Here is a 20720-nt window from a genome sequence, read left to right as displayed (position 1 = left end):
CTCAGTCGGTCACCGCGGTGCGCCGCCTCGCGAGGAGCGCGAGGTGGAGCGCCGCGATCGTCTCGCCGTCGTCGAGGTCGGCACCGAGCAGATCGCCGATCAGCGTGAGGCGCTGATAGAACACCGACCGCGACAGGTGACTCGCGGCGGCCGCTGCCGAGCGGTTGCCCGGGTGTGCGACGAGAGCCGCGAGCACGGCGAGCAGGTCGCCGCGACGCTCTCGGTCGTGACGGATCAGCGGCGCCAGCATCCGCTCGCTGTGCTCGTGCAGCCGGTGATCGTCGCGCAGGGTGGCGACGAGCCTCTCGAGCGGGCGATCGTCGACCCGCCGCACTCTGGCCCCCGCCTCGGCGCGGTCGCTGTCGGCGAGGTCGCGCGCGGCGCGCAGCGAGCCGAGCAGTCCGACGACGTCATCGGCGACCGGGCCGACGAACACCGCGCGGTCGGGACCGGCGATGCGCAGCACGACCTCGTCGGACAGCACTGCGGATGCCGGAAGTGACAGCAGAGCGACGTCGTCGCCCTCGACCCTGGCCGCCATGACGGCGAACCCCGCCTGCCGTGCACGATACGCGAGCTCGCTGATCGACGCCGACCCTCGGGCGACGATCCCGTGGCACTGCCGGTCGGCGAGGGCGAAACCGCCGGCACGCAGCCGCGCGTCGATGTCGTCGGCCTTCGCGAAGCGCGCCCCCAGCAGGTCATCGATCACCGTGCGCTGCGCGAGCAGCGACCATTCGGTGTCGCCGCCGTCGGCGATGCAGCCGAACGCGAGGGCCGTCGCCCCCTGTTCGAGCACCGTGACCCGCCCGGCGGGGTGAGCCGGTCCCGGCTGGGCGAGCAGCGTGCCCCAGCGCACTCCCCGCGCCTGCACCGGCACCCGCTCGGCGTCGCCACGCGAGCTCAGGACGTCGGCGATCGGAGAGTCGAGCCCCTCGGCCGCGATCACCTCACCCGCGAGGTTCTCCAGGATCACCGGTGCGCGCAGCGCCCGCGCGGTCTCGGACACCACGACATCGGCCGGCGCGCCCTGCAGGCTCAGCGCGGTGAAGAGCTCGTGCAGGTGCTGCCGCTCGTGCAGCGCGTGCGTCTGCGCGGCGATGAGTGCGTGATGCACCGCCTCGGTCACCGCGACGAACTTGACCTCTCGGGTCAACGCGATGAGCGCCAGTCCGGCCGTCGCACACAGGTCGACCAGCGGCTGGGGAACCGCCTCCCGGGCTGTGCCGAGCTCGAACACGATGCCGGCGATGCCCGCGCGGTGCAGGCTGGTCGCGAAGTCCCGCAGCTGCTCGACGTCGCTCGGCCACCCGGCGCCCGTGGTCAGCAGCAGTTCGCCGCCGTCGAGAAGCCGCGCGACGTCCGGGCTGTCGGAGACATGCACCCACCGCACGGCGACATCGAGAGCGGCGCCGCCCACGAGCACCGACGGGCCGCCCTGCTGCACGGCGGGCTCGGAGAGCACGTCGGAGACGCTGAGAAACGTGCTGCCGTCCGGACGTTCTGTCCGACCCAGCTCGAAGTCGCTACGTTCTGACACCTGTTCGCCCTCTCGTGCTCTGTGATCATGGGAGAGAACCCAGCGTATCGCTGCTCGGTCAGAGTGTTCGATACGGATCACGCAGCACGAAGGAGCCCCGTGGACATCGTCCGTCACCTCATCAATGGAGCAGAGACCGCCGACGCGGCGCGCACGGGACAGGTCTTCGACCCGGCCACCGGTCAGGTGTCGAAGCAGGTCGCCTTCGCGTCGACCGCCGAGGTCGACCAGGCCATCGCCGCCGCGGCATCCGCTCTGCCCGCCTGGCGCGAGACGAGCCTCATCAAGCGCGCCGACGTCTTCTTCCGCCTGCGTCAGCTGCTCAAGGAGCGCACACCCGAGCTCGCGGCGATCGTCACCTCGGAGCACGGCAAGGTGCTCTCGGACGCCGCCGGCGAGGTCTCGCGCGGCATCGAGAACGTCGAGTTCGCCGCCGGCCTCGTGCACCTGCTCAAGGGAGAGCGCAGCGAGCAGGTCTCGCGCGGCGTCGACGTGCACTCGGTCAAGCAGCCCGTCGGGGTCGTCGCGGCGATCACACCGTTCAACTTCCCCGTCATGGTGCCGCTGTGGATGGTCGCCTCGGCGATCGCCTGCGGCAACACGGTCGTGCTCAAGCCGAGCGAGAAGGACCCGTCGGCGGCCATCTGGATCGCGAAGCTCTTCCAGGAGGCAGGACTGCCCGACGGCGTGCTCAATGTCGTGAACGGCGACAAGGAGGCCGTCGACGCGCTGCTCGAGTCGCCGCGGGTGAACGCGATCAGCTTCGTCGGATCGACCCCGATCGCCCGCTCCATCTACCAGCGGGCGGCGAACGCGGGCAAGCGCGTGCAGGCTCTGGGCGGCGCGAAGAACCACATGGTCGTGATGCCGGATGCCGACATCGACGCCGCGGCCGACGCCGCGGTCTCGGCCGCATACGGCTCGGCCGGCGAGCGCTGCATGGCCGTCTCGGTGCTGGTCGCGGTGGGAGACATCGCCGACGACCTCGTCGCAGCGATCGCCTCGCGCATCGACGGACTCACGATCGGCGCGGGCACGGACGCCGCGAGCGAGATGGGCCCGCTCATCACCCGCGAGCACCGCGACCGCGTCGCCTCCTACGTGACCGGCGCCACCGCGGAGGGTGCGACCGTCGTGGTCGACGGCACGACGAAGGAGTTCGACTCCGACGGCTTCTTCATCGGAGTCAGCCTCATCGATCGGGTCGCTCCCGGAATGAAGGTCTACGACGACGAGATCTTCGGCCCGGTGCTCTCGGTCGTGCGCGTCGAGACCTATGCCGAGGCCGTCGAGCTCGTCAACGCGAACGCGTACGGCAACGGCACCGCGATCTTCACCCGCGACGGCGGCACCGCCCGTCAGTACGAGTTCGACATCGAGGTCGGCATGGTCGGCGTCAACGTGCCGATCCCCGTGCCGATCGGCGCCTACTCGTTCGGCGGCTGGAAGGACTCGCTCTTCGGCGACTCGCACATCTACGGACCCGAGTCGGTGCACTTCTACACTCGGTCGAAGGTGGTCACGACGCGCTGGCCCGACCACACGCCCTCGCAGATCGACCTGGGCTTCCCGAGCAACCACTGAGCCCCCGAGCAGACACTGAGAACCGAGACACGAGACATGACGAACTTCATCGATCGCCACGGCGCATCGCATCCGCTCCCCGCCCCCGAGGCCGAGGCGCAGGTGCGGGCGGACGACCGCGGCCACGTCTTCCACTCCTGGAGCGCCCAGGGACTCATCGATCCGCTGCCCGTCGCCGCGGGTGAGGGCTCGACGTTCTGGGACTACGCCGGCAACGCCTACCTCGACTTCTCGAGCCAGCTGGTGAACCTCAACCTGGGGCACCAGCATCCCGACCTCGTGGCCGCGATCCAGCAGCAGGCGGGTCGCCTCTCGACCATCCAGCCGGCGATGGCCAACGACGTGCGGGGCGAGCTCGCCCGACTCATCGTCGAGGTCGCGCCCGAGGGCTTCGAGAAGGTCTTCTTCACCAACGGCGGCGCCGAGGCCAACGAGTACGCCGTGCGCATGGCGCGCCAGTCGACGGGCCGCCACAAGGTGCTGTCGATGTACCGCAGCTATCACGGGTCGACCTCGACGGCGATCTCGCTGACGGGTGATCCTCGCCGGTGGGCGAACGGCACACCGGATTCCGGAGCCGTGCGCTTCTTCGGGCCCTACCTCTACCGCTCGCCGTTCCACGCCGAGACGCCGGAGCAGGAGTCCGAGCGCGCCCTCGCCCACCTCGAGCAGACCATCCAGCTCGAAGGACCCTCAACGATCGCGGCGATCATCATCGAGACCGTCGTCGGCACGAACGGCGTGCTCGTGCCGCCGCCCGGCTACCTGCAGGGCGTGCGCGAGCTGTGCGACCGCTACGGCATCGTCTACATCGCGGACGAGGTCATGGTCGGCTTCGGCCGCCTCGGCGAGTGGTTCGGCATCGACGCGTACGACGGGCGTCCCGACCTGATCACCTTCGCGAAAGGCGTGAACTCCGGGTACGTGCCGCTCGGCGGCGTCGTCATCTCCGAGCGCATCGCGAAGGCCTTCGACACCACGCCGTTCGCGGGAGGGCTCACATACTCCGGGCATCCGCTCGCGTGCGCCGCGGGCGTCGCGACCTTCGAGGTGTTCCGCCGCGACGGCATCCTCGAGCGGGTGCGCGACCTCGGCGAGCGCATCGTCGAGCCGACCCTGCGCGGCTGGGTCGACACCCACCCGAGCGTCGGAGAGGTACGCGGCCGCGGGCTCTTCTGGGCCGTCGAGCTGGTGCGCGACAAGGAGACGCGCGAGCCGCTCGTGCCGTTCAACGCCAGCGGAGCGGATGCCGCGCCCGTCGCCGCCTTCGCCGCCGCCGCCAAGAAGGCGGGTGTCTGGCCGTTCACGCACTTCAACCGCATGCACGTGGCACCGCCGCTCGTGATCGGCGAGGACGATCTCGTGCGCGGTCTGGCCGTGCTCGACGAGGCTCTCGCCGTCGCCGACGAGGCAGTCATGAGCTGACAGTGCCGTGAGGCGCAGCCGCTGCTGCGCGGATTCAGATCAGGAATCCGCGCAGCAGCGCTTCGGAACCGGCGAGGTGATCGCGCATCGCCGCCTCGGCGACATCGGGCCGCCCGGCGAGGATCGCCGTCACGATCTGCTCATGCTGCTCACCCGAGTGCTGGATGTTGCGCGGCATCAGCGGGAATGTGTCGAGCCACGCATTGACGTCGGCCCGGTTCTCGGCGACCAGCGCGACGAGCGAGGGGATACCGGCCGCCTCCGCGATCGCGAGGTGCAGCAGCGTGTCGAGACGCCGATACTCCTCGGGCCCGGCGGGCAGCGCGGCCTCATGTCGCGCCCATAGGTCGGCGCGGGTCGCGGCATCCAGCGTCCGGCTCGCCGCAGCCCGCACCGCTCCCGTCTCGAGCACCCGCCGCAGCCCCAGCACATCGTCGATCTCGTCCGCCGTGACCTCCCCGGCATCCGAGGGCTGGGGCAGCGGATCGGCGATGAACGTGCCGCCGTACCGCCCCCGCTTGGGCACCAGGTATCCGGTATCGGCGAGTTCGCGGATCGCCTCGCGCACGGTGTCGCGACTGACGCCGAACGAGGCGGCGAGCTCTCGTTCCGGCGGCAGCGACTCCCCCGGGGCGACGACGCCGAGGCGGATGGTCTGCACGAGGCGAGCCACCGCATCCTCGAGGGCGTTGCCTCGGCGAAGCGGCCGGTAGACCGCCCGGCGCACCTCGACGAGATCGCCGTCGGAAGGGTGCTCACTCATGCTTTCACCTTGTCACAGAGACATGGTCCCGCTTCACAGCGGGGTGACGTAGGCGTTCGTGATGCCGCCGTCGACCACGAAGGCGCTGGCGGTGATGAACGATGAGTCGTCCGAGGCGAGGAAGGCCACAGCGGCGGCCAGCTCGGACGGCTCGGCGAAGCGCCCCATCGGCACGTGCACGAGTCGTCGCTGCGCGCGCTCGGGATCCTTGGCGAAGAGCTCCTGCAGCAGCGGCGTGTTCACCGGCCCGGGGCACAGCGCGTTCACCCGCACGCCGTGTCGCGCGAACTGCACGCCGAGCTCGCGCGACATCGCCAGCACGCCGCCCTTCGACGCGGTGTAGCTGATCTGCGAGGTCGCCGACCCCAGCAGGGCGACGAACGACGCGGTGTTGATGATCGATCCGCGACCCGCCGGCACCATGTGGCGCAGTGCCGCACGGCTGCACAGGTACACGCTCTTCAGGTTCACGTCCTGCACGCGATCCCAGGCCGGCAGCTCGGTCGTCTCGATCGAGTCGTCGTCGGCGGGCGAGATGCCGGCGTTGTTGAAGGCGATGTCGATACGGCCGAACTCCGCGGCGACGCCGTCGAAGAGCGTGTTCACCATGGTCTCGTCGGCCACGTCGACGGGACGGAACGCACCGCCCACCTCGGCCGCCGCCTTCTCGCCCGTGGCGGGGTCGACGTCGGCGATGACGACGAACGCGCCTTCGGCCGCGAAGCGCTGAGCGGTGGCGAAGCCGATCCCGCTCGCCCCTCCGGTGATGATCGCGACGCGGTCCTTGAGGCGCTGGGTCAGATCGATGGTCATGTGTGCTCTCCGTTGCAGGTGGGGATGGTCGGGCCGGGTGTCGCTGGTCAGGATTCGTCTGTCGCGAAGAAGACGTTCTTGGTCTCGGTGAAGTGCTCTGCGGCGTCGGGACCGAGCTCGCGCCCGAGTCCGGATGCCTTCATGCCGCCGAACGGCGTCGCGTAGCGCACCGACGAGTGCGAGTTCACCGAGAGCACGCCGCTCTGCACGCCGCGCGAGACGCGCACGGCCCGTCCGAGGCTCTCGGTCCAGATCGACCCGGCGAGACCGTAGGCGGTGTCGTTCGCCAGGCGGATCGCATCGGCCTCGTCCTCGAACGGCATCACCGCGACGACCGGGCCGAACACCTCCTGCTGGGCGATCCGGTCGGACGGGTCGGCGAGCACCACGGCGGGCGCGAACCAGAATCCGTCGCCGCTCGGAGCGCTGCCGCGGAACGCGATGCTCGCGTCGTCGAGGAACCCCGACACGGTGTCGCGATGCGCGGCAGAGATGAGCGGCCCCATGTCGGTGTCGGCACTCGACGGGTCGCCCACACGCCACGCCCTGACCGCGGGTTCGAGCATCTCGAGGAACCGGTCGTACACCGATCGCTGCACGAGCAGCCGGCTGCGGGCGCAGCAGTCCTGGCCCGCGTTGTCGAACACCGAGCCGGGCACCGCGGCGACGGCCTTCTCGAGGTCGGCGTCGGCGAAGACGATGTTGGCGCTCTTGCCGCCGAGCTCGAGCGTCACGGGCTTGAGCGCGCGTGCGCAGCCGGCGGCGACCTCGATGCCGACCTCGGTCGACCCGGTGAACACGACCTTGCGGACGTCGGGGTGCTCGACGAGACGCTGCCCCACCACGGATCCCGACCCGGTGACCACCTCGAACAGCCCTTGGGGAAGGCCCGCCTCGAGGGCGAGCTCGCCGAGTCGGATGGCTGTCAACGGCGTGAGCTCGGCGGGCTTCAGGACGACGGCGTTGCCTGCGGCGAGCGCCGGCGCGAACGCCCACGCCGCGATCGTCATCGGGAAGTTCCACGGCACGATGACTCCGATCACGCCGTAGGGGTCGTGGAAGGTGACGTCGAGTCCGCCGGCCACCGGGATCTGCCGACCCGACAGTCGCTCGGGATCGGCCGAGTAGTAGTTGAGCACCTGCGCGACGTGTCCGGCCTCCCAGCGGGCCGAACCGATCGGATGCCCGGAGTTCCGCACCTCGAGCTGTGCGAGCTCCTCCGTGGCGGCCTCGACCGCACGAGCGAAGGACCGCAGCGCGTCAGCCCGCGCGACCGGGGCGAGAGCCGCCCACCGTCGCTGCGCTGCGACCGCGCGGGCGATCGCGGCATCCGTCTCTCCGATGTCGGCGCGCGCGATCTCACGGATCGCGGCACCGGTCGACGGGTTGATGACTGTGAACGCGCTCATCGGGCGTCCTCCTTCCGCCGCGCGGCGAACGCACGGGCCTGTGAGACGAGATCGGTGAAGAGCCGCCGATCCTCGGCGTTCTCCTCGGGGTGCCATTGGACGCCGACGATGTGGCCGGCTGACGTGTCGACGAAGGCCTGCACGAGGCCGTCGTCCGAATGCGCGGCGGCGACGAGCCCCTCGCCGAGACGGTCGACCCCCTGGTGGTGGTAGCTGTGCACCCGCATCTCGGTCTCGCCGATGATGTCGGCGAGGGGTGTGTCGGTCGACACCGCGACGTCGTTCTCGGCGAAGACACCGCCGCCGATGCGGTACTTCTCGGTGCCGAGCGACTCGGGCAGGTGCTGCTGCAGGGTTCCGCCGCGGGCGACGTTCACGAGCTGCAGACCGCGGCAGATGGCGAGCACCGGGATGCCACGACGCTCGGCCGCCTGGAAGAGCGCGAGCTCCCACGCGTCGCGGTCGACCCTCGCGGGGTCGGTGAGCGGATGCCGGTCCTCGCCGTACAGCTCGGGCGCGACGTCCGCCCCGCCGGAGAGCACGAGGCCGTGCATGCCCGAGATCGCCGCATCTGCGGCATCCGGATCCTGTGGTGGAAGAAGAAGGGCGATGCCGCCGACCGAGGTCACGCTCGTGAGGTACTGCTCCGGCAGGAACGCGGCCCTGACATCCCACACCCCTTGCTGCGCGCGCTCGAGATAGGTCGTGACGCCGATCAGCGGCGCGGGGTCAGAGGCGCTCGAAGCCACGGATGCGCTCCCAGTCGGTGACGGCCGCGTCGTAGGCTTCCACCTCGATGCGGGCCTGGTTCAGATAGTGCTCGACCACGTCGTCGCCGAACGCCGCCCGCGCGATGGTCGATTCGCTGAACAGCTTCGCCGCCTCGCGCAGGGTGGTCGGCAGGTGGTCGACCGCATCCTCGTAGGCGTTGCCGGTGAAGCGCTCGGGCAGCGGCAGTTCGTTCTCGATGCCGTGCAGACCGCCCGCGATGATCGCCGAGATCGCGAGGTACGGGTTCACATCTCCGCCGGGCACCCGGTTCTCGACCCGCAGCCCCGATCCATGGCCGACTACCCGCAGAGCGCAGGTGCGGTTGTCGATGCCCCATGCCACACCGGTCGGCGCGAAGCTGCCCTTCGCGAAACGCTTGTACGAGTTGATGTTCGGCGCGAGCAGCAGGGTGAATTCGCGCAGAGTGGCGAGGATGCCGGCGATCCAGTGCTCCATCACGGGACTGAAGCCGTGCTCGCCGTCGCCTGCCATGACCGGGGCACCCGACTCGTCGCGCAGCGACAGGTGGATGTGGCAGCTGTTGCCCTCCCGCTCGTTGAACTTGGCCATGAAGGTGAGCGCCTTGCCGTGCTGCTCGGCGATCTCCTTCGCGCCGTTCTTGTAGATCGCGTGCTGGTCGGCGGTCTCCCGCACCTCCGCATAGCGGAACGCGATCTCCTGCTGACCGAAGTTGCATTCGCCCTTGACCCCCTCGCAATAGAGCCCGGCACCATCCATGCTGTTGCGGATGTCGCGCAGCAGCGGCTCCATGCGGGTCGAGGCGAGCAGGTTGTAGTCGACGTTGTAGTCGGTCGCGGGTGTCAGCCCGTCGTACTTGCGCGCCCAGGCGTCGCGGTAGGTGTTGTCGAAGACGATGAACTCGAGCTCGGTGCCCGAGTACGCGGTCCAGCCCCGCTCGGCGAGACGGTCGCGCTGGCGATCGAGGATCGCCCGGGGCGAGGGCCCGACGGGTTCGCCGTTCTGCCAGACGAGATCGGACATGACCAGCGCGGTGCCCTCGAGCCACGGGATGTTGCGCAGGGTCTCGACGTCGGGCTTCAGCACCATGTCTCCGTAGCCGCGGTCCCACCCCGACATCGCATAGCCGTCGACGGTGTTCATGTCGACGTCGACCGACAGCAGGTAGTCGCAGGCCTCGGCCCCGTGAGCCAGGATGTCCTCCTGGAACAGCCGCGCCGACACGCGTTTGCCGACCAGTCGCCCCTGCGCATCCGCGAAGGCCACGATCACCGTGTCGATCTCACCGGCGGCGATGCCGGCATCCAGCTGTTCGATGCTCAGGTTGCCCGACATCTGACGCTCCGTTCTCGTGCGGTGAAGCGATCGGCCGACCGGCTTCGCCCTCAGAGTAGATCAACTCGTCGTCTAAAGGTAGACGAAACCACCATTGACTGTCACAATCATCCGCAAGGTGCACCCGGCGCCTGCACGCATGCGAACGGAGAGCGGATGTCCCAGCAGAGCAATGAATCCCGCAAGGTCGCCGGAGCGACCTATACACGTGCCGGGAGTGACTACTTCGAGAAACGGACGCTGAAGAGGTCGGCCGGCGTCTGGGGCCTGTGGGGTCTGGCGGTCGCCGCGGTGATCTCGGGCGACTTCTCCGGCTGGAACTTCGGCATCGACTTCGCGGGTTTCGGCGGGATGCTGATCGCGTTCGCCATCCTCGTGGCGATGTACTACGGCATGATCTTCGCGATCGGCGAGATGGCGGCCGCGATGCCGCATACCGGTGGCGCGTACTCCTTCGCCCGCTCGGCCATGGGTCCGTGGGGCGGTCTCGTCACCGGAGCCGCCGAGACCATCGAGTACGTCGCGACCACGGCGGTGATCGTCTATTTCTCGGCGTCGTATGCCAACGGCATCACGAGCGAGCTGCTCGGCCTCGAACTGCCGGGCTGGGTCTGGTACCTCATCCTCTACGTCGTCTTCATCGCCCTGAACTCCGCGGGCGCCGCCATCTCGTTCCGCTTCGCGATCGTCGTCTCCGTGATCTCCATCGGCATCATCCTGGTGTTCTCCGCCATGGCGATCTTCTCCGGCGCGTTCTCGTGGGATGCCCTGTGGGACATCGTCCCCGACGAGGGCCAGACCGCGTTCCTTCCGCACGGCGTCCTGCCGATCCTGTTCGCGCTGCCGTTCGCGATGTGGTTCTTCCTCGGCATCGAGGAGCTCCCGCTCGCGGCCGAGGAGTCGCACAACCCGACCCGCGACATCCCGAAGGCAGGATTCTGGGCCCGCGGCACCCTGATCGTCACCGGACTCCTGGTGCTGTTCCTGAACACCGGCGTGATCGGCGCCGAGGCCACCGGCACCGCCGGTGAGCCGCTGCTCGACGGCTTCCGCGCGATCGTCGGCGACCAGCTCGCCGCCGTGCTCGCGCTGTTCGCCCTCATCGGCCTGCTCGCGTCGCTGCAGGGAATCATGTTCGCCTACGGACGCAACATGTACTCACTGTCCCGCGCCGGCTACTACCCCCGCTTCCTCTCGCTCACCGGAAAGCGGCAGACCCCGTGGGTCGCGCTCACTGTCGGCGCGGCGGTCGGCTTCGTCGCGCTGATCGTGCTCGACGTGCTCACGGCCGTCGACTCGGAGGGTGCCGGAACGGTCGCCGGCGCGATCGTGCTGAACATCGCCGTCTGGGGAGCCGTCGTCGCCTATGGGCTGCAGCTCGTGTCGTTCATCATCCTGCGCAGGAAGTTCCCGAACGTCGACCGTCCGTACGTCAGCCCGTGGGGCATCCCCGGCGCGGTGATCGCCCTGGTGATCGCGGCACTGATCTTCGTGGGCTTCCTGCTCAACCCGACGTTCGGCCCGGCGATCATCGCGATCGCGATCGTCTACGCGATCATCCTGCTCGGATTCGGTCTGTTCTTCCGGCACCGCCTCGTACTCTCGCCCGAAGAGGAGTACGCGCTGTCAGGCGGTTCGCACGGCGACCCGCAGGCCGAGGGCTACGACGCCATGGAGGGCGAGGTGTTCGGCGGCGGACGCTGACGCGGAGCGGAGGAGCGCGGCGTTACTTGCGGTCGAAGTCGAACGCCTTGAGCAGCTCGTCGACGGCCTTGTCGCGCTCCTCCCCGCCCTCGTCGAACATGTGGGTCACGTGCGTGCGCAGATGGTTCTCGAGCAGCAGGCGGTTGAGGGACTCGAGCGAACGCTGGATCGCGCGGGACTGCGTGATGATGTCCATGCAGTACTCCTCGCTCTCGATCATCCGCGCGACTCCGCGCATCTGACCCTCGAGGATGCTGGTGCGGTGCAGCGCACGCTTCTTGATGTCTTCGATCACGATTCGAGGGTACTCGGATCCTGCCTCGGTCAGCCCGAGAACGGGTTGAGGACAGCGAGTCCCGGGATGTCGAAGTCTCTCTCGTTGCGGGTGACCAGCGTCAGTCCGTGGTGCAGCGCGGTGGCCGCGATGAGCGAGTCGCCGAGCGGACGCCGGTTCGGCACTTGGATGGCTGCGGTGATCTGAGCGATCGCCGGCGTCACCTCGAGAGCGGGGTGCACCAGTCCGCTTCTGACCGAATTCAGCCACCGTTCCAGAGACGCGGCGGCGACGGCATCCCGTCTCCGCGCCAGGAGGACGCCGCGCTCGAGTTCGAGCCCGGTGATCACGCTGATGTGAATGGACTCCCGAGCCGTCGCGCCGAACCACCGCGCCACGCCGAGGTCGGGCCTGGGCCGACGGATCTCCGAGATCACCTTCGTGTCGACCAGGAACGGTGTCACAGGTCGATCTCTCGTCCGAAGTCACGCGATCTGTCGGCGGCGATCTCGTCCATGATCTGACCGAAGACGTCATCGGGATCCGCCCCCTCAGGGAGGGGCCGGACGACGTCCAGGAAGGATCGCGTGTCCTCCGTCAGAGCGGCGGGCCGGAGGCGTTCGTACTCTCCGATGCTCAGCAGTACATAGGCGGGCTCGCCACGTCTCGTGATCATCACGGGCTGCCCGTCGGCGACGCGCTGAGCGCGCGCGACGGACTGGTTGAACTCTCGAGCGGTCATGGTGAACACGATGGACCCCCTTTCGGGCCGTAGTGAGAGTACTACACAGCGTGGACTCGGTGAAGGGCGAACGGACCGGACGCTGCAAGCCGACCTCAGCGAGGACTCACCGTGAAAGGATGACGTCATGCCGCGAACCCCGATGGCGCTCCTGTCGCCCGCAGACCAGGTACGACTTCGCGCTCTTCGCCGCATGAAGGCGGTGGCTCTCGGCGCCCTGATCTTCATGGCGGTCGTGTTCGTGATCGCGTTCGCCTTCCAGGAGCGTCAGCCGTGGTTGGCCTACGTCCGCGCCGCCGCCGAGGGCGGCATGGTGGGTGCTCTCGCCGACTGGTTCGCCGTGACCGCGCTCTTCCGTCGGCCGCTGGGGCTGCCCATTCCGCACACCGCGATCATCCCGAACCGCAAAGACGAGATCGGCCGCACGCTGGGCGAGTTCGTCGAGACGAACTTCCTCGAGGCGAGCGTCGTGCGCACCAAGCTCGCGAGCACGGCGATCGCGAAGCGCGCCGGTGAATGGCTGCGTGAGCCCGCCCACGCCGAACGCGTGGCGGCCGAGGGGGCGACGATCGCGACCGCCGTCCTGAACGCTCTCAGCGACGACGACGTGCGCGACCTCATCACCGACCTCGCCCGCGAGCACCTCGTCTCTCCCGAGTGGGGACCGCCCGCCGGCGCCTGGCTCGAGAAGATCGTCGAGGCCGATGCGCATCACGGGGCGGTCGACCTCGCCGCCGACAGCATCGGCCGCTGGCTGGATGCGAACGCCGAGTCGTTCTCGGGACTCATCTCGCGCAGGCTCCCCGGGTGGGTGCCGAAGCTCGCCCACCGATTCGTCGACGACACCGCCTACAACGAGGCGGTCAAGTTCGTCCGCGCCGTGCAGGCCGACCCGAAGCATCCGGCACGCATCGCCGTCGACGGCTACCTCGCCCGCCTCGCCGACAGCCTGCAGAACGACCCCGCGACGAGGGCCAAGCTCGAGAACGCCAAGGCGTCGCTGTTCGACAGCCCCCGCGTGGGCGCCCTCGCCGCCGAGGCCTGGGACACGGCGAAGAACGGACTTCTCACCGCCCTCGCCGACCCCGACAGCGGTCTGCGTGTGCGGGCAGCACAGGCTCTGCAGGAGATCGGCGACAGGCTCACGACGGATGCCGCGCTGCAGCACCGCGTCGACACGTGGGTGTCGGATGCCGCGGTGTTCCTCGTCGACCGCTACCGCCACGACATCGCGTCGATCATCACCGACACCGTCGAGCGATGGGACCCGGTCGAGACGACCGAGAAGATCGAGCTCATGGTCGGCCGCGACCTGCAGTACATCCGTCTGAACGGCACGTTCGTCGGCGCGCTCGCGGGCCTGGCGATCTTCACGATCGCGCACCTGCTGATCCCCGGGGTCTGAGCAGCGCGGACGGCATCGCACCCTCCGGGTGAGGGCCTGTGGAGGCGCGGCCGCGCCACTGCTAGCGTGCACCTCACTCGCGCAGGTCGCACGGGGACCCCCTCTGGCATGCCGGCATCCCTCGAAGGAGGAGTCATGGACTCGCTGCTCTCCGCGAACCTGGTCTGGTCGGTGCTCGCGATCGCGGCGTTCTGCATCAACGTGCTCGCGCTGATCTACATCCCGCGCGATCGCAAGCCCACCGCGGCGATGGCGTGGCTGCTGCTCGTGTTCCTGCTTCCTTTCATCGGCATCGCGCTCTACCTGCTGATCGGAGACTTCCGGCTGCCGAAGAAGCGCCGTGACGAGCAGCAGCGCATCACGGCGATGATCGCCGAGCGCGCCCTCGGCCTTCCGGATGCCGAGGCTCCGCGGTGGCTGCAGCGTGTCGCGCAGCAGAATCACGCCCTCACCGGCCTGCCGATGGTCGGTGCCTCGTCGGCGCAACTGATCGACGACTACCAGGCATCGATCGACGCGATGGCCGCAGCCATCGACTCCGCCGAGCGATACGTGCACGTGGAGTTCTACATCGCGGCGCGCGACGAGACGACCCGGGGCTTCTTCGACGCGATGGAGAGGGCCGTCGCCCGCGGGGTGACGGTGCGCCTGCTGGCCGACTACATCGCCTCGCGCAAGATCCCGAAGTCGGAGGAGACCTTCGCGGAGCTCGACAGGGTCGGCGTGACGTGGGCATGGATGCTGCCGGTTCGCCCGCTCAAGGGCGAGTACCAGCGCCCCGATCTGCGCAACCACCGCAAACTCGTCGTCGTCGACGGCCGCGTCGGCTTCGTCGGCTCGCAGAATCTCATCTCCCGCGACTACAACTCGGAGAAGAACATCAGACGCGGCCTCATGTGGCAGGAGCTGGTGTCGCGCGTCGACGGACCGGTCGTCGCCCAGGTCGATGCGGTGTTCCTGTCGGACTGGCTCATCGAGACCGGCGAGGACCTGTCCGCGGTCGAACGCGTACCGGCCACCGCCGTTCCCGCACCTCCACCCGCCGATCTGCACTGCCAGATGGTGCCGAGCGGGCCGGCATACGGCACCGAGAACAATCTGCGGATGTTCCTCTCGCTCATCCACGGCGCGACCGAGAAGGTCATCCTGACGAGCCCGTACTTCGTGCCCGACGAGGCGATGATCTATGCCATCACCACGGCATGCCAGCGCGGACTCGACGTGCAGCTGTTCGTATCGGAGCTCGGCGACCAGGCGATGGTCTATCACGCACAGCGGTCGTACTACGAGACGCTGCTGCGAGCCGGAGTGCGCATCTTCCTCTACCCCGCGCCGTACATCCTGCACGCCAAGCACTTCTCGATCGACGACGACATCGCCGTGATCGGCTCGAGCAACATGGACATCCGCTCCTTCAGCCTCAACGCCGAGATGTCGCTGCTGGTGCGGGGCGGGTCCTTCGTCGCGCAGATGCGCCAGGTCGAGCAGAAGTACCGCGCCGCCGGGCGGGAGCTGACACTCGACGAATGGCTGCGCGAGCCTGCGAAGTCGACCTTCCTCGACGGCCTGTTCCGGCTGACATCGGCGCTGAACTGAGTGGCGCTCTCCCGACGCCGTGTCAGCGGGACGCGAGCGCCGCGAGCATCTCGAGCACGCACAGCGCGGCGAGCCTCACCGTGCGCAGGTCGTCGGTGTCAGCGGTCGCATCGACCTCGGCGATGTCGGCGCTGACCACACGCGGGTCGCCGACGATCGCGCGCACGAGGTGGCGCAGCTCCCACGCGGCGAAGCCGCCGGGAACGGATGCCGGGCAGCCCGGCGCCGCGGAACGGTCGACCGCGTCGACGTCGACGTCGAGGTGGATGCGGGCGGCGGCACCCGCTCCGGCGATGCGCGTCGCCTCCGCGACGACGTCCTCGATGCCCCGGCGGCGAACCTCGTCGAGGGTGATCACGCGGATTCCCCACTCGGCGGCACGCGCCGCGTAGGCGGCGGAGTTCGCGAAGTCCGCGATGCCGATCTGGACGATCCTCGTCGGGTCGATCCTCTCGCCATCGGGCGCGTCTTCGATCAGCCGACGGACGGGCGATCCGTTCGAGATGCCGTCACGCAGATCGAAGTGCGCGTCGATGGTGATGAGGCCGGTGGCCCCGGCACCGCGCGCGACCGGATAGGTCAGGGCGTTGTCGCCCCCGAGTGCGATGACGAGACGGGTGGCGTCAGCGAGCTCGCGCACGCGCCGGACGGTGGTCGCGATGCCGTCCTCGCCGTCCGGCTCGTCGACGTCCCCGGCATCGAGCACGCGGAGTGCCGCCCCGAGATCGACCACGGGCGGCCCCATGAGCGTCGCGCTGTACCGGGTGAGCGCCTCGCGGATCGCGGCGGGCGTCGCGTGTGCTCCGGTCGGTGACAGCGAGGTTCGCCAGGTCGGCACGCCGAGCAGCACGGCATCCGCGTCATCGCCTGTCTCGAACCCGGGCCAGGAGCCCGCGCGCGGCCAGAGCTCATCGTGCGACAGTGCCATGATTCCTCCCCTCTGCCGTTCCGGGTGCCGCGAAGACCCCGACGCCGTCCTTCCACACCCGCTCGACGAGCGGGACTCCGGGTCGGTAGGCGAGATGGATGCGGGTCGGCGCCGACAGCAGCACGAGGTCCGCCCGCGCGCCCGGCGTGATCACGCCGACATCGTCGCGGCGCAGCGCCAGAGCGCCCCCGGCGGTCGCCGCCCACACCGCCTCGGCGGGAGTCAGGCCCATGTCGCGGACCGCGATCGCGATGCAGAACGGCATCGACGACGTGAAGCTCGATCCTGGATTCGTGTCGCAGGCGATCGCCACCGTCACGCCCGCATCGATGAGTCGTCGCGCGTCGGGATACGGCTGGCGCGTCGAGAACTCCACCCCGGGGAGCAGCGTGAGCACCGTGTCGGATGCCGCCAGCGCCTCGATGTCAGGGTCGGTCAGGTAGGTGCCGTGGTCGACGGATGCCGCGCCGAGGTCGACGGCGAGGCGTACTCCCTCACCCGGGCCGAGCTGACTCGCATGCACTCGGGGAACGAGCCCCTGGGCGATGCCCGCCTCGAGCACCTTTCGCGACTGCTCGACCGAGAACGCACCCGTCTCACAGAACACGTCGATCCACTTCGCATGCGGAGCGCACGCGTCGAGCATCGGCCCTGTCACCAGGTCGACGTACTCGTCCGCGCGGTCGGCGTACTCCACCGGCACCACGTGCGCTCCGAGGAAGGTGACCTCGGGCGTGACTTCCGCCGCGAGGCGCACCAGGCGCTCCTCGTCTCGCACGCTCAGGCCATAGCCGCTCTTGATCTCGACCGTCGTGGTGCCCTGGGCGAGCATCTCGTCGACGAATCCCCGCAGACGCGCGCGCAGCTCGTCGTCGCTCGCCGCTCGTGTCGCGACCACGGTCGAGCGGATGCCGCCGGCGGCGTATCGCTGCCCCGCCATCCGGGCCTCGAACTCCGCGGCGCGGTCGCCTCCGAAGACCAGGTGGCTGTGGCTGTCGACGAAACCGGGGATGACGGCGCGACCCGCCGCGTCGAGGACGACGTCGGCCTCCGGCGCATCCGCGGCGGACCCGACCCATGCGATCCGCTCGCCGTCGATGAGCACTGCCGCGTCGACGAGCGTGCCGAAGCGGTCGCCGTCGGGCGAGGCGACGTTGGTCGTCAGCTCGGCGATGTTCGTGATCAGCGAGGTGCTCACAGCATCGGCACCTTGAGTCCACGCTCACGGGCGATGTCCCGAGCGTGCTCGTATCCGGCGTCGACATGGCGCATGACGCCAGTGCCCGGATCGTTGGTGAGCACGCGTTCGAGCTTCTCGGCGGCGAGCGCCGATCCGTCGGCGACGGTCACCTGCCCTGCATGGATCGAGCGCCCGATGCCGACTCCGCCGCCATGGTGCAGCGACACCCACGATGCACCGGATGCCGTGTTGAGCAGCGCGTTCAGCAGGGGCCAGTCGGCGATCGCATCCGAGCCGTCCTTCATGGCCTCCGTCTCACGATACGGCGACGCCACGGAGCCGGAGTCGAGGTGGTCGCGGCCGATCACGATCGGCGCGGCCAGCTCCCCCGAGGCCACCATCTCGTTGAACCTGAGGCCGGCGAGGTGGCGCTCCTTGTATCCGAGCCAGCAGATGCGCGCGGGCAGGCCCTCGAAGTGCACCTTCTCGCCGGCCTTCTCGAGCCAGCGGTGGAGAGCCTTGTCTTCGGGGAACAGCTCGGCGATCGCACGGTCGGTCTTGTAGATGTCCTCGGGGTCGCCCGAGAGCGCCGCCCAGCGGAAGGGTCCGCGACCCTCTTCGAACTGCGGGCGGATGTACGCCGGCACGAAGCCCGGGAACTCGAAGGCGCGATCGAATCCGCCGAGCTGCGCCTCGGCCCGGATCGAGTTGCCGTAGTCGAAGACCGCGGCCCCGGCATCCTGGAACGCGACCATGGCCGCGACATGCTGAGCCATCGACTCGCGCGAGCGGCGGGTGAACTCCTCCGCATCCCGCTCGGCCTCGGACTTCCAGTCGGCGACGGCCATGCCGACCGGCAGGTAGGCGAGCGGGTCGTGCGCGCTGGTCTGATCGGTGACGATGTCGATCGGCACCCCGCGACGCAGCAGTTCGGGGAAGACCTCGGCCGCGTTGCCGACCACGCCCACCGAGAGCGCTTCGCCCGCATCCTTCGCCGCGACGACCCGCGCGATCGCCGCATCGAGATCGGTGGTGTACTCGTCGAGGTAGCCGTGCTGCACACGACGGGCGAGACGCGATTCGTCGACGTCGACGATCAGCACGGCGCCGTCGTTGAGCGTCACCGCGAGTGGCTGAGCGCCGCCCATGCCACCCGCACCGCCGGTCAGCGTCAGCGTTCCCTTGAGCGAGTCCTTGCCCAGCGAGCGGGCGACCGCGGAGAACGTCTCGTACGTGCCCTGCAGAATGCCCTGGGTGCCGATGTAGATCCACGACCCCGCGGTCATCTGGCCGTACATGATCAGACCGAGCTCTTCGAGCTTGCGGAACTCGGGCCAGTTGGCCCAGTCGCCCACGAGGTTCGAGTTGGCGATCAGCACGCGCGGCGCCCACTCGTGCGTGCGGAAGACGCCGACCGGCTTGCCCGACTGCACGAGCAGCGTCTCGTCCGGCTCGAGCTCATCGAGCGTGCGGACGATCGCGTCGTACGCCTCCCAGCTGCGCGCCGCCTTGCCCGTACCGCCGTAGACGACGAGGTCTTCGGGGTGCTCGGCGACCTCGGCGTCGAGGTTGTTCATCAGCATCCGCTTCGCCGCCTCCGCACCCCAGCTCTTGGCGGTGCGCTGGTTGCCACGGGCGGCGCGAACCGTGCGCGGCCCGGTGGTCGGAGTCGTATCCGTCGTGATGTCAGTCATTCGCGTGCTCCTTTGCGATGCGGGCGATGGCGCCGGACTGCACGAGTGCAGTCACGGCCTCCATGTCGGGTGAGAGGAATCGGTCGGGTCCGGGGCCCGCGGCGACCGTGCGCACCAGGTCGCGCACCGCTCCGGTCGCGGGGCCGGCCTGCAGCGGAGCGCGCAGATCCAGCGCACGAGCACCGGTGAGCACCTCGATCGCGATGACACGGCCGAGGCCGTCGATCGCACGGCGCAGCTTGCGAGCAGCAGCCCACCCCATCGAGACGTGGTCCTCCTGCATCGCCGAGGACGGGATGGAATCGACGGATGCCGGAACGGCGAGCCGCTTGAGCTCCGAGACGATTCCAGCCGCCGCGTACTGCGCGATCATCAGCCCCGAGTCGACACCGACCTCGTCGGCGAGGAAGGGCGGCAGCCCGTGGTTGCGTGCCGGATCGAGCGCGCGGTCGGTGCGGCGCTCGGAGATGGAGGCCACGTCGGCGACCGAGATGGCCAGGAAGTCCAGCACCGCTGCGACCGGTGCACCGTGGAAGTTGCCGTTCGACTCGATGCGCCCATCGACCGTGATCACCGGGTTGTCGATGACGCTGGCGAGCTCGCGCTCGGCGATGGTCGATGCGTAGCCCATCGTGTCGCGCGCGGTGCCGTGGGCCTGCGGCGAACAGCGCAGGGAGTACGCGTCCTGCACGCGCCCGTCCTCCGGTCCCTTGTGGCTGTGCACGATCGGCGAATCGTGCAGGAAGGCCCGCAGGTTCGCCGCCGACTCGGCCTGGCCGGACTGCGGTCGCAGCGCCATGAGGTCGGCCGCGAAGACGGCATCCGTGCCGAGCTGCGACTCGACCGACATCGCCGCCGCCATGTCGGCCGTCACGAGCAGCGTCTCGAGGTCGTGCAGCGCCAGCACGAGCATGCCGAGCATGCCGTCGGTGCCGTTGATGAGCGCGAGGCCTTCCTTCTCGACGAGAGTGAGGGGATGGATGCCGGCAGCGGCCAGCGCGTCGGATGCCGGGATGAGCGTCCCCTCGGCGTCACGGACATCGCCCTCTCCCATCGCCGCGAGCGCGATGTGCGCGAGCGGGGCGAGGTCACCGGAACACCCCAGCGATCCGTATTCGCGCACGATCGGGGTGATGCCCGCGTTCAGCAGAGCAGCGTAGGTCTCGACCACGACGGGGCGAACACCCGTCCGGCCGGAGGAGAGCGTCTGAAGGCGCAGTAGCTGCAGGCCGCGGACGACCTCGCGTTCGACCTCCGCGCCGGTGCCGGCCGCGTGCGAGCGGATGAGGCTCGCCTGCAGCTGAAGGCGGCGGTCGGGGGCGATGAACGTCGTCGCGAGCGCGCCGAAACCCGTCGAGACGCCGTAGTGCGGGTGCGGATCTGCCGCGAGTCCGTCGATCACGCGCCGCGTCTCCGCGACCCGGTCGAGAGCGGCGGAGCTGATCGTAACGCTCGCGCCATGGCGCGCCACGGCGACGACGTCGGCGGGGCTCAGGGGTGCATCGCCGACGAGAACGGCGGGAAGATCGGTCATGTCTCGATTCCACACCCGACGGGTCGCGCGTGGCAGGTGATCGT

General features: G+C 69.4%; 18 protein-coding genes. 5 read left to right on the top strand and 13 right to left on the bottom strand.

What is annotated here, in order from left to right:
- Position 1: 1 nt before the first annotated feature.
- Positions 2-1540, bottom strand: coding sequence for a PucR family transcriptional regulator (locus ACZZZF_RS13695; RefSeq protein WP_447648218.1), 1539 nt, complete (start codon positions 1538-1540; stop codon positions 2-4).
- 99 nt (positions 1541-1639) lie between these two features.
- Here ACZZZF_RS13695 and ACZZZF_RS13690 point away from each other — a divergent pair, with 99 nt between their 5' ends.
- Both ACZZZF_RS13690 and ACZZZF_RS13685 read left to right on the top strand, forming a co-directional pair.
- The gene (locus ACZZZF_RS13690) at positions 1640-3124 is read left to right on the top strand and encodes a CoA-acylating methylmalonate-semialdehyde dehydrogenase (RefSeq protein ID WP_056279153.1); all 1485 of its coding nucleotides are present in this window, start codon (positions 1640-1642) and stop codon (positions 3122-3124) included.
- A gap of 36 nt (positions 3125-3160) precedes the next feature.
- Positions 3161-4549 carry an aminotransferase class III-fold pyridoxal phosphate-dependent enzyme gene (locus ACZZZF_RS13685; protein ID WP_463498885.1) on the top strand — a complete coding sequence of 463 codons (1389 nt, stop codon included), beginning with the start codon at positions 3161-3163 and terminating at the stop codon, positions 4547-4549.
- Between the two features lie 34 nt (positions 4550-4583).
- Here the strand turns inward: ACZZZF_RS13685 and ACZZZF_RS13680 are convergent, their stop codons facing one another.
- From ACZZZF_RS13680 to ACZZZF_RS13660, 5 genes are read right to left on the bottom strand one after another with little or no spacing between them, the layout of a single operon-like run.
- The gene (locus ACZZZF_RS13680; RefSeq protein WP_072591934.1) at positions 4584-5312 is read right to left on the bottom strand and encodes a FadR/GntR family transcriptional regulator; all 729 of its coding nucleotides are present in this window, start codon (positions 5310-5312) and stop codon (positions 4584-4586) included.
- Positions 5313-5345: 33 nt separating this feature from the next.
- A complete protein-coding gene (locus ACZZZF_RS13675; RefSeq protein ID WP_463498882.1) occupies positions 5346-6125 on the bottom strand; it encodes a 3-oxoacyl-ACP reductase in 780 nt (259 codons plus the stop codon).
- Positions 6126-6172: 47 nt separating this feature from the next.
- Positions 6173-7534, bottom strand: a complete 1362-nt coding sequence (locus tag ACZZZF_RS13670) for an aldehyde dehydrogenase family protein (protein ID WP_463498879.1) — start codon at positions 7532-7534, stop codon at positions 6173-6175.
- Positions 7531-8283, bottom strand: coding sequence for a gamma-glutamyl-gamma-aminobutyrate hydrolase family protein (locus ACZZZF_RS13665; RefSeq protein WP_463498876.1), 753 nt, complete (start codon positions 8281-8283; stop codon positions 7531-7533). The genes ACZZZF_RS13670 and ACZZZF_RS13665 overlap by 4 nt, the downstream gene beginning before the upstream one ends.
- Positions 8264-9619, bottom strand: a complete 1356-nt coding sequence (locus ACZZZF_RS13660) for a glutamine synthetase family protein (protein WP_053097806.1) — start codon at positions 9617-9619, stop codon at positions 8264-8266. Before ACZZZF_RS13660 ends, ACZZZF_RS13665 begins: the two co-directional genes overlap by 20 nt.
- Positions 9620-9775: 156 nt before the next feature.
- Here ACZZZF_RS13660 and ACZZZF_RS13655 point away from each other — a divergent pair, with 156 nt between their 5' ends.
- Positions 9776-11323, top strand: a complete 1548-nt coding sequence (locus ACZZZF_RS13655) for an amino acid permease (protein ID WP_463498873.1) — start codon at positions 9776-9778, stop codon at positions 11321-11323.
- Between the two features lie 22 nt (positions 11324-11345).
- Here the strand turns inward: ACZZZF_RS13655 and ACZZZF_RS13650 are convergent, their stop codons facing one another.
- From ACZZZF_RS13650 to ACZZZF_RS13640, 3 genes are read right to left on the bottom strand one after another with little or no spacing between them, the layout of a single operon-like run.
- Positions 11346-11618 (bottom strand): metal-sensitive transcriptional regulator, encoded by a 273-nt coding sequence (locus ACZZZF_RS13650; protein ID WP_053097810.1) that lies wholly within the window; start codon positions 11616-11618, stop codon positions 11346-11348.
- A gap of 29 nt (positions 11619-11647) precedes the next feature.
- Positions 11648-12061 (bottom strand): PIN domain-containing protein, encoded by a 414-nt coding sequence (locus ACZZZF_RS13645; protein ID WP_463498870.1) that lies wholly within the window; start codon positions 12059-12061, stop codon positions 11648-11650.
- Positions 12058-12339, bottom strand: coding sequence for a type II toxin-antitoxin system prevent-host-death family antitoxin (locus ACZZZF_RS13640; protein WP_053099257.1), 282 nt, complete (start codon positions 12337-12339; stop codon positions 12058-12060). The genes ACZZZF_RS13645 and ACZZZF_RS13640 overlap by 4 nt, the downstream gene beginning before the upstream one ends.
- Before the next feature lie 127 nt (positions 12340-12466).
- Between ACZZZF_RS13640 and ACZZZF_RS13635 the strand changes: the two genes are divergently transcribed.
- The gene (locus ACZZZF_RS13635) at positions 12467-13744 is read left to right on the top strand and encodes a DUF445 domain-containing protein (RefSeq protein WP_463498867.1); all 1278 of its coding nucleotides are present in this window, start codon (positions 12467-12469) and stop codon (positions 13742-13744) included.
- Positions 13745-13879: 135 nt separating this feature from the next.
- The gene (cls, locus tag ACZZZF_RS13630) at positions 13880-15340 is read left to right on the top strand and encodes a cardiolipin synthase (protein WP_463498864.1); all 1461 of its coding nucleotides are present in this window, start codon (positions 13880-13882) and stop codon (positions 15338-15340) included.
- Between the two features lie 22 nt (positions 15341-15362).
- Here the strand turns inward: cls and ACZZZF_RS13625 are convergent, their stop codons facing one another.
- The 4 genes from ACZZZF_RS13625 to hutH are packed head-to-tail and all read right to left on the bottom strand — an operon-like array spanning position 15363 to position 20676.
- The gene (locus ACZZZF_RS13625; RefSeq protein WP_463498861.1) at positions 15363-16268 is read right to left on the bottom strand and encodes an arginase family protein; all 906 of its coding nucleotides are present in this window, start codon (positions 16266-16268) and stop codon (positions 15363-15365) included.
- Entirely contained in the window at positions 16249-17466 is a 1218-nt protein-coding gene (hutI, locus tag ACZZZF_RS13620; protein WP_463498858.1) for an imidazolonepropionase, read from the bottom strand. The genes ACZZZF_RS13625 and hutI overlap by 20 nt, the downstream gene beginning before the upstream one ends.
- Positions 17463-19142 (bottom strand): urocanate hydratase, encoded by a 1680-nt coding sequence (hutU, locus tag ACZZZF_RS13615; RefSeq protein ID WP_056279137.1) that lies wholly within the window; start codon positions 19140-19142, stop codon positions 17463-17465. The genes hutI and hutU overlap by 4 nt, the downstream gene beginning before the upstream one ends.
- Positions 19135-20676, bottom strand: a complete 1542-nt coding sequence (gene hutH / locus ACZZZF_RS13610; RefSeq protein ID WP_463498855.1) for a histidine ammonia-lyase — start codon at positions 20674-20676, stop codon at positions 19135-19137. The genes hutU and hutH overlap by 8 nt, the downstream gene beginning before the upstream one ends.
- Positions 20677-20720: the final 44 nt, after the last annotated feature.

The organism is Microbacterium sp. AC215, assembly GCF_979258645.1.
The sequence above is the reverse complement of the archived record's forward strand: the minus strand, read 5'-3'. Positions and strand labels throughout refer to the sequence as shown.

Coding starts and splice junctions, on each gene's coding strand:
- ACZZZF_RS13685 (WP_463498885.1), top strand. CDS start 3,161: ATGACGAACTTCATCGATCGCCACGGCGCATCGCATCCGCTCCCCGCC.
- ACZZZF_RS13680 (WP_072591934.1), bottom strand. CDS start 5,312: ATGAGTGAGCACCCTTCCGACGGCGATCTCGTCGAGGTGCGCCGGGCG.
- ACZZZF_RS13675 (WP_463498882.1), bottom strand. CDS start 6,125: ATGACCATCGATCTGACCCAGCGCCTCAAGGACCGCGTCGCGATCATC.
- ACZZZF_RS13670 (WP_463498879.1), bottom strand. CDS start 7,534: ATGAGCGCGTTCACAGTCATCAACCCGTCGACCGGTGCCGCGATCCGT.
- ACZZZF_RS13660 (WP_053097806.1), bottom strand. CDS start 9,619: ATGTCGGGCAACCTGAGCATCGAACAGCTGGATGCCGGCATCGCCGCC.
- ACZZZF_RS13655 (WP_463498873.1), top strand. CDS start 9,776: ATGTCCCAGCAGAGCAATGAATCCCGCAAGGTCGCCGGAGCGACCTAT.
- ACZZZF_RS13640 (WP_053099257.1), bottom strand. CDS start 12,339: ATGACCGCTCGAGAGTTCAACCAGTCCGTCGCGCGCGCTCAGCGCGTC.
- ACZZZF_RS13635 (WP_463498867.1), top strand. CDS start 12,467: ATGCCGCGAACCCCGATGGCGCTCCTGTCGCCCGCAGACCAGGTACGA.
- cls (WP_463498864.1), top strand. CDS start 13,880: ATGGACTCGCTGCTCTCCGCGAACCTGGTCTGGTCGGTGCTCGCGATC.
- ACZZZF_RS13625 (WP_463498861.1), bottom strand. CDS start 16,268: ATGGCACTGTCGCACGATGAGCTCTGGCCGCGCGCGGGCTCCTGGCCC.
- hutU (WP_056279137.1), bottom strand. CDS start 19,142: ATGACTGACATCACGACGGATACGACTCCGACCACCGGGCCGCGCACG.
- hutH (WP_463498855.1), bottom strand. CDS start 20,676: ATGACCGATCTTCCCGCCGTTCTCGTCGGCGATGCACCCCTGAGCCCC.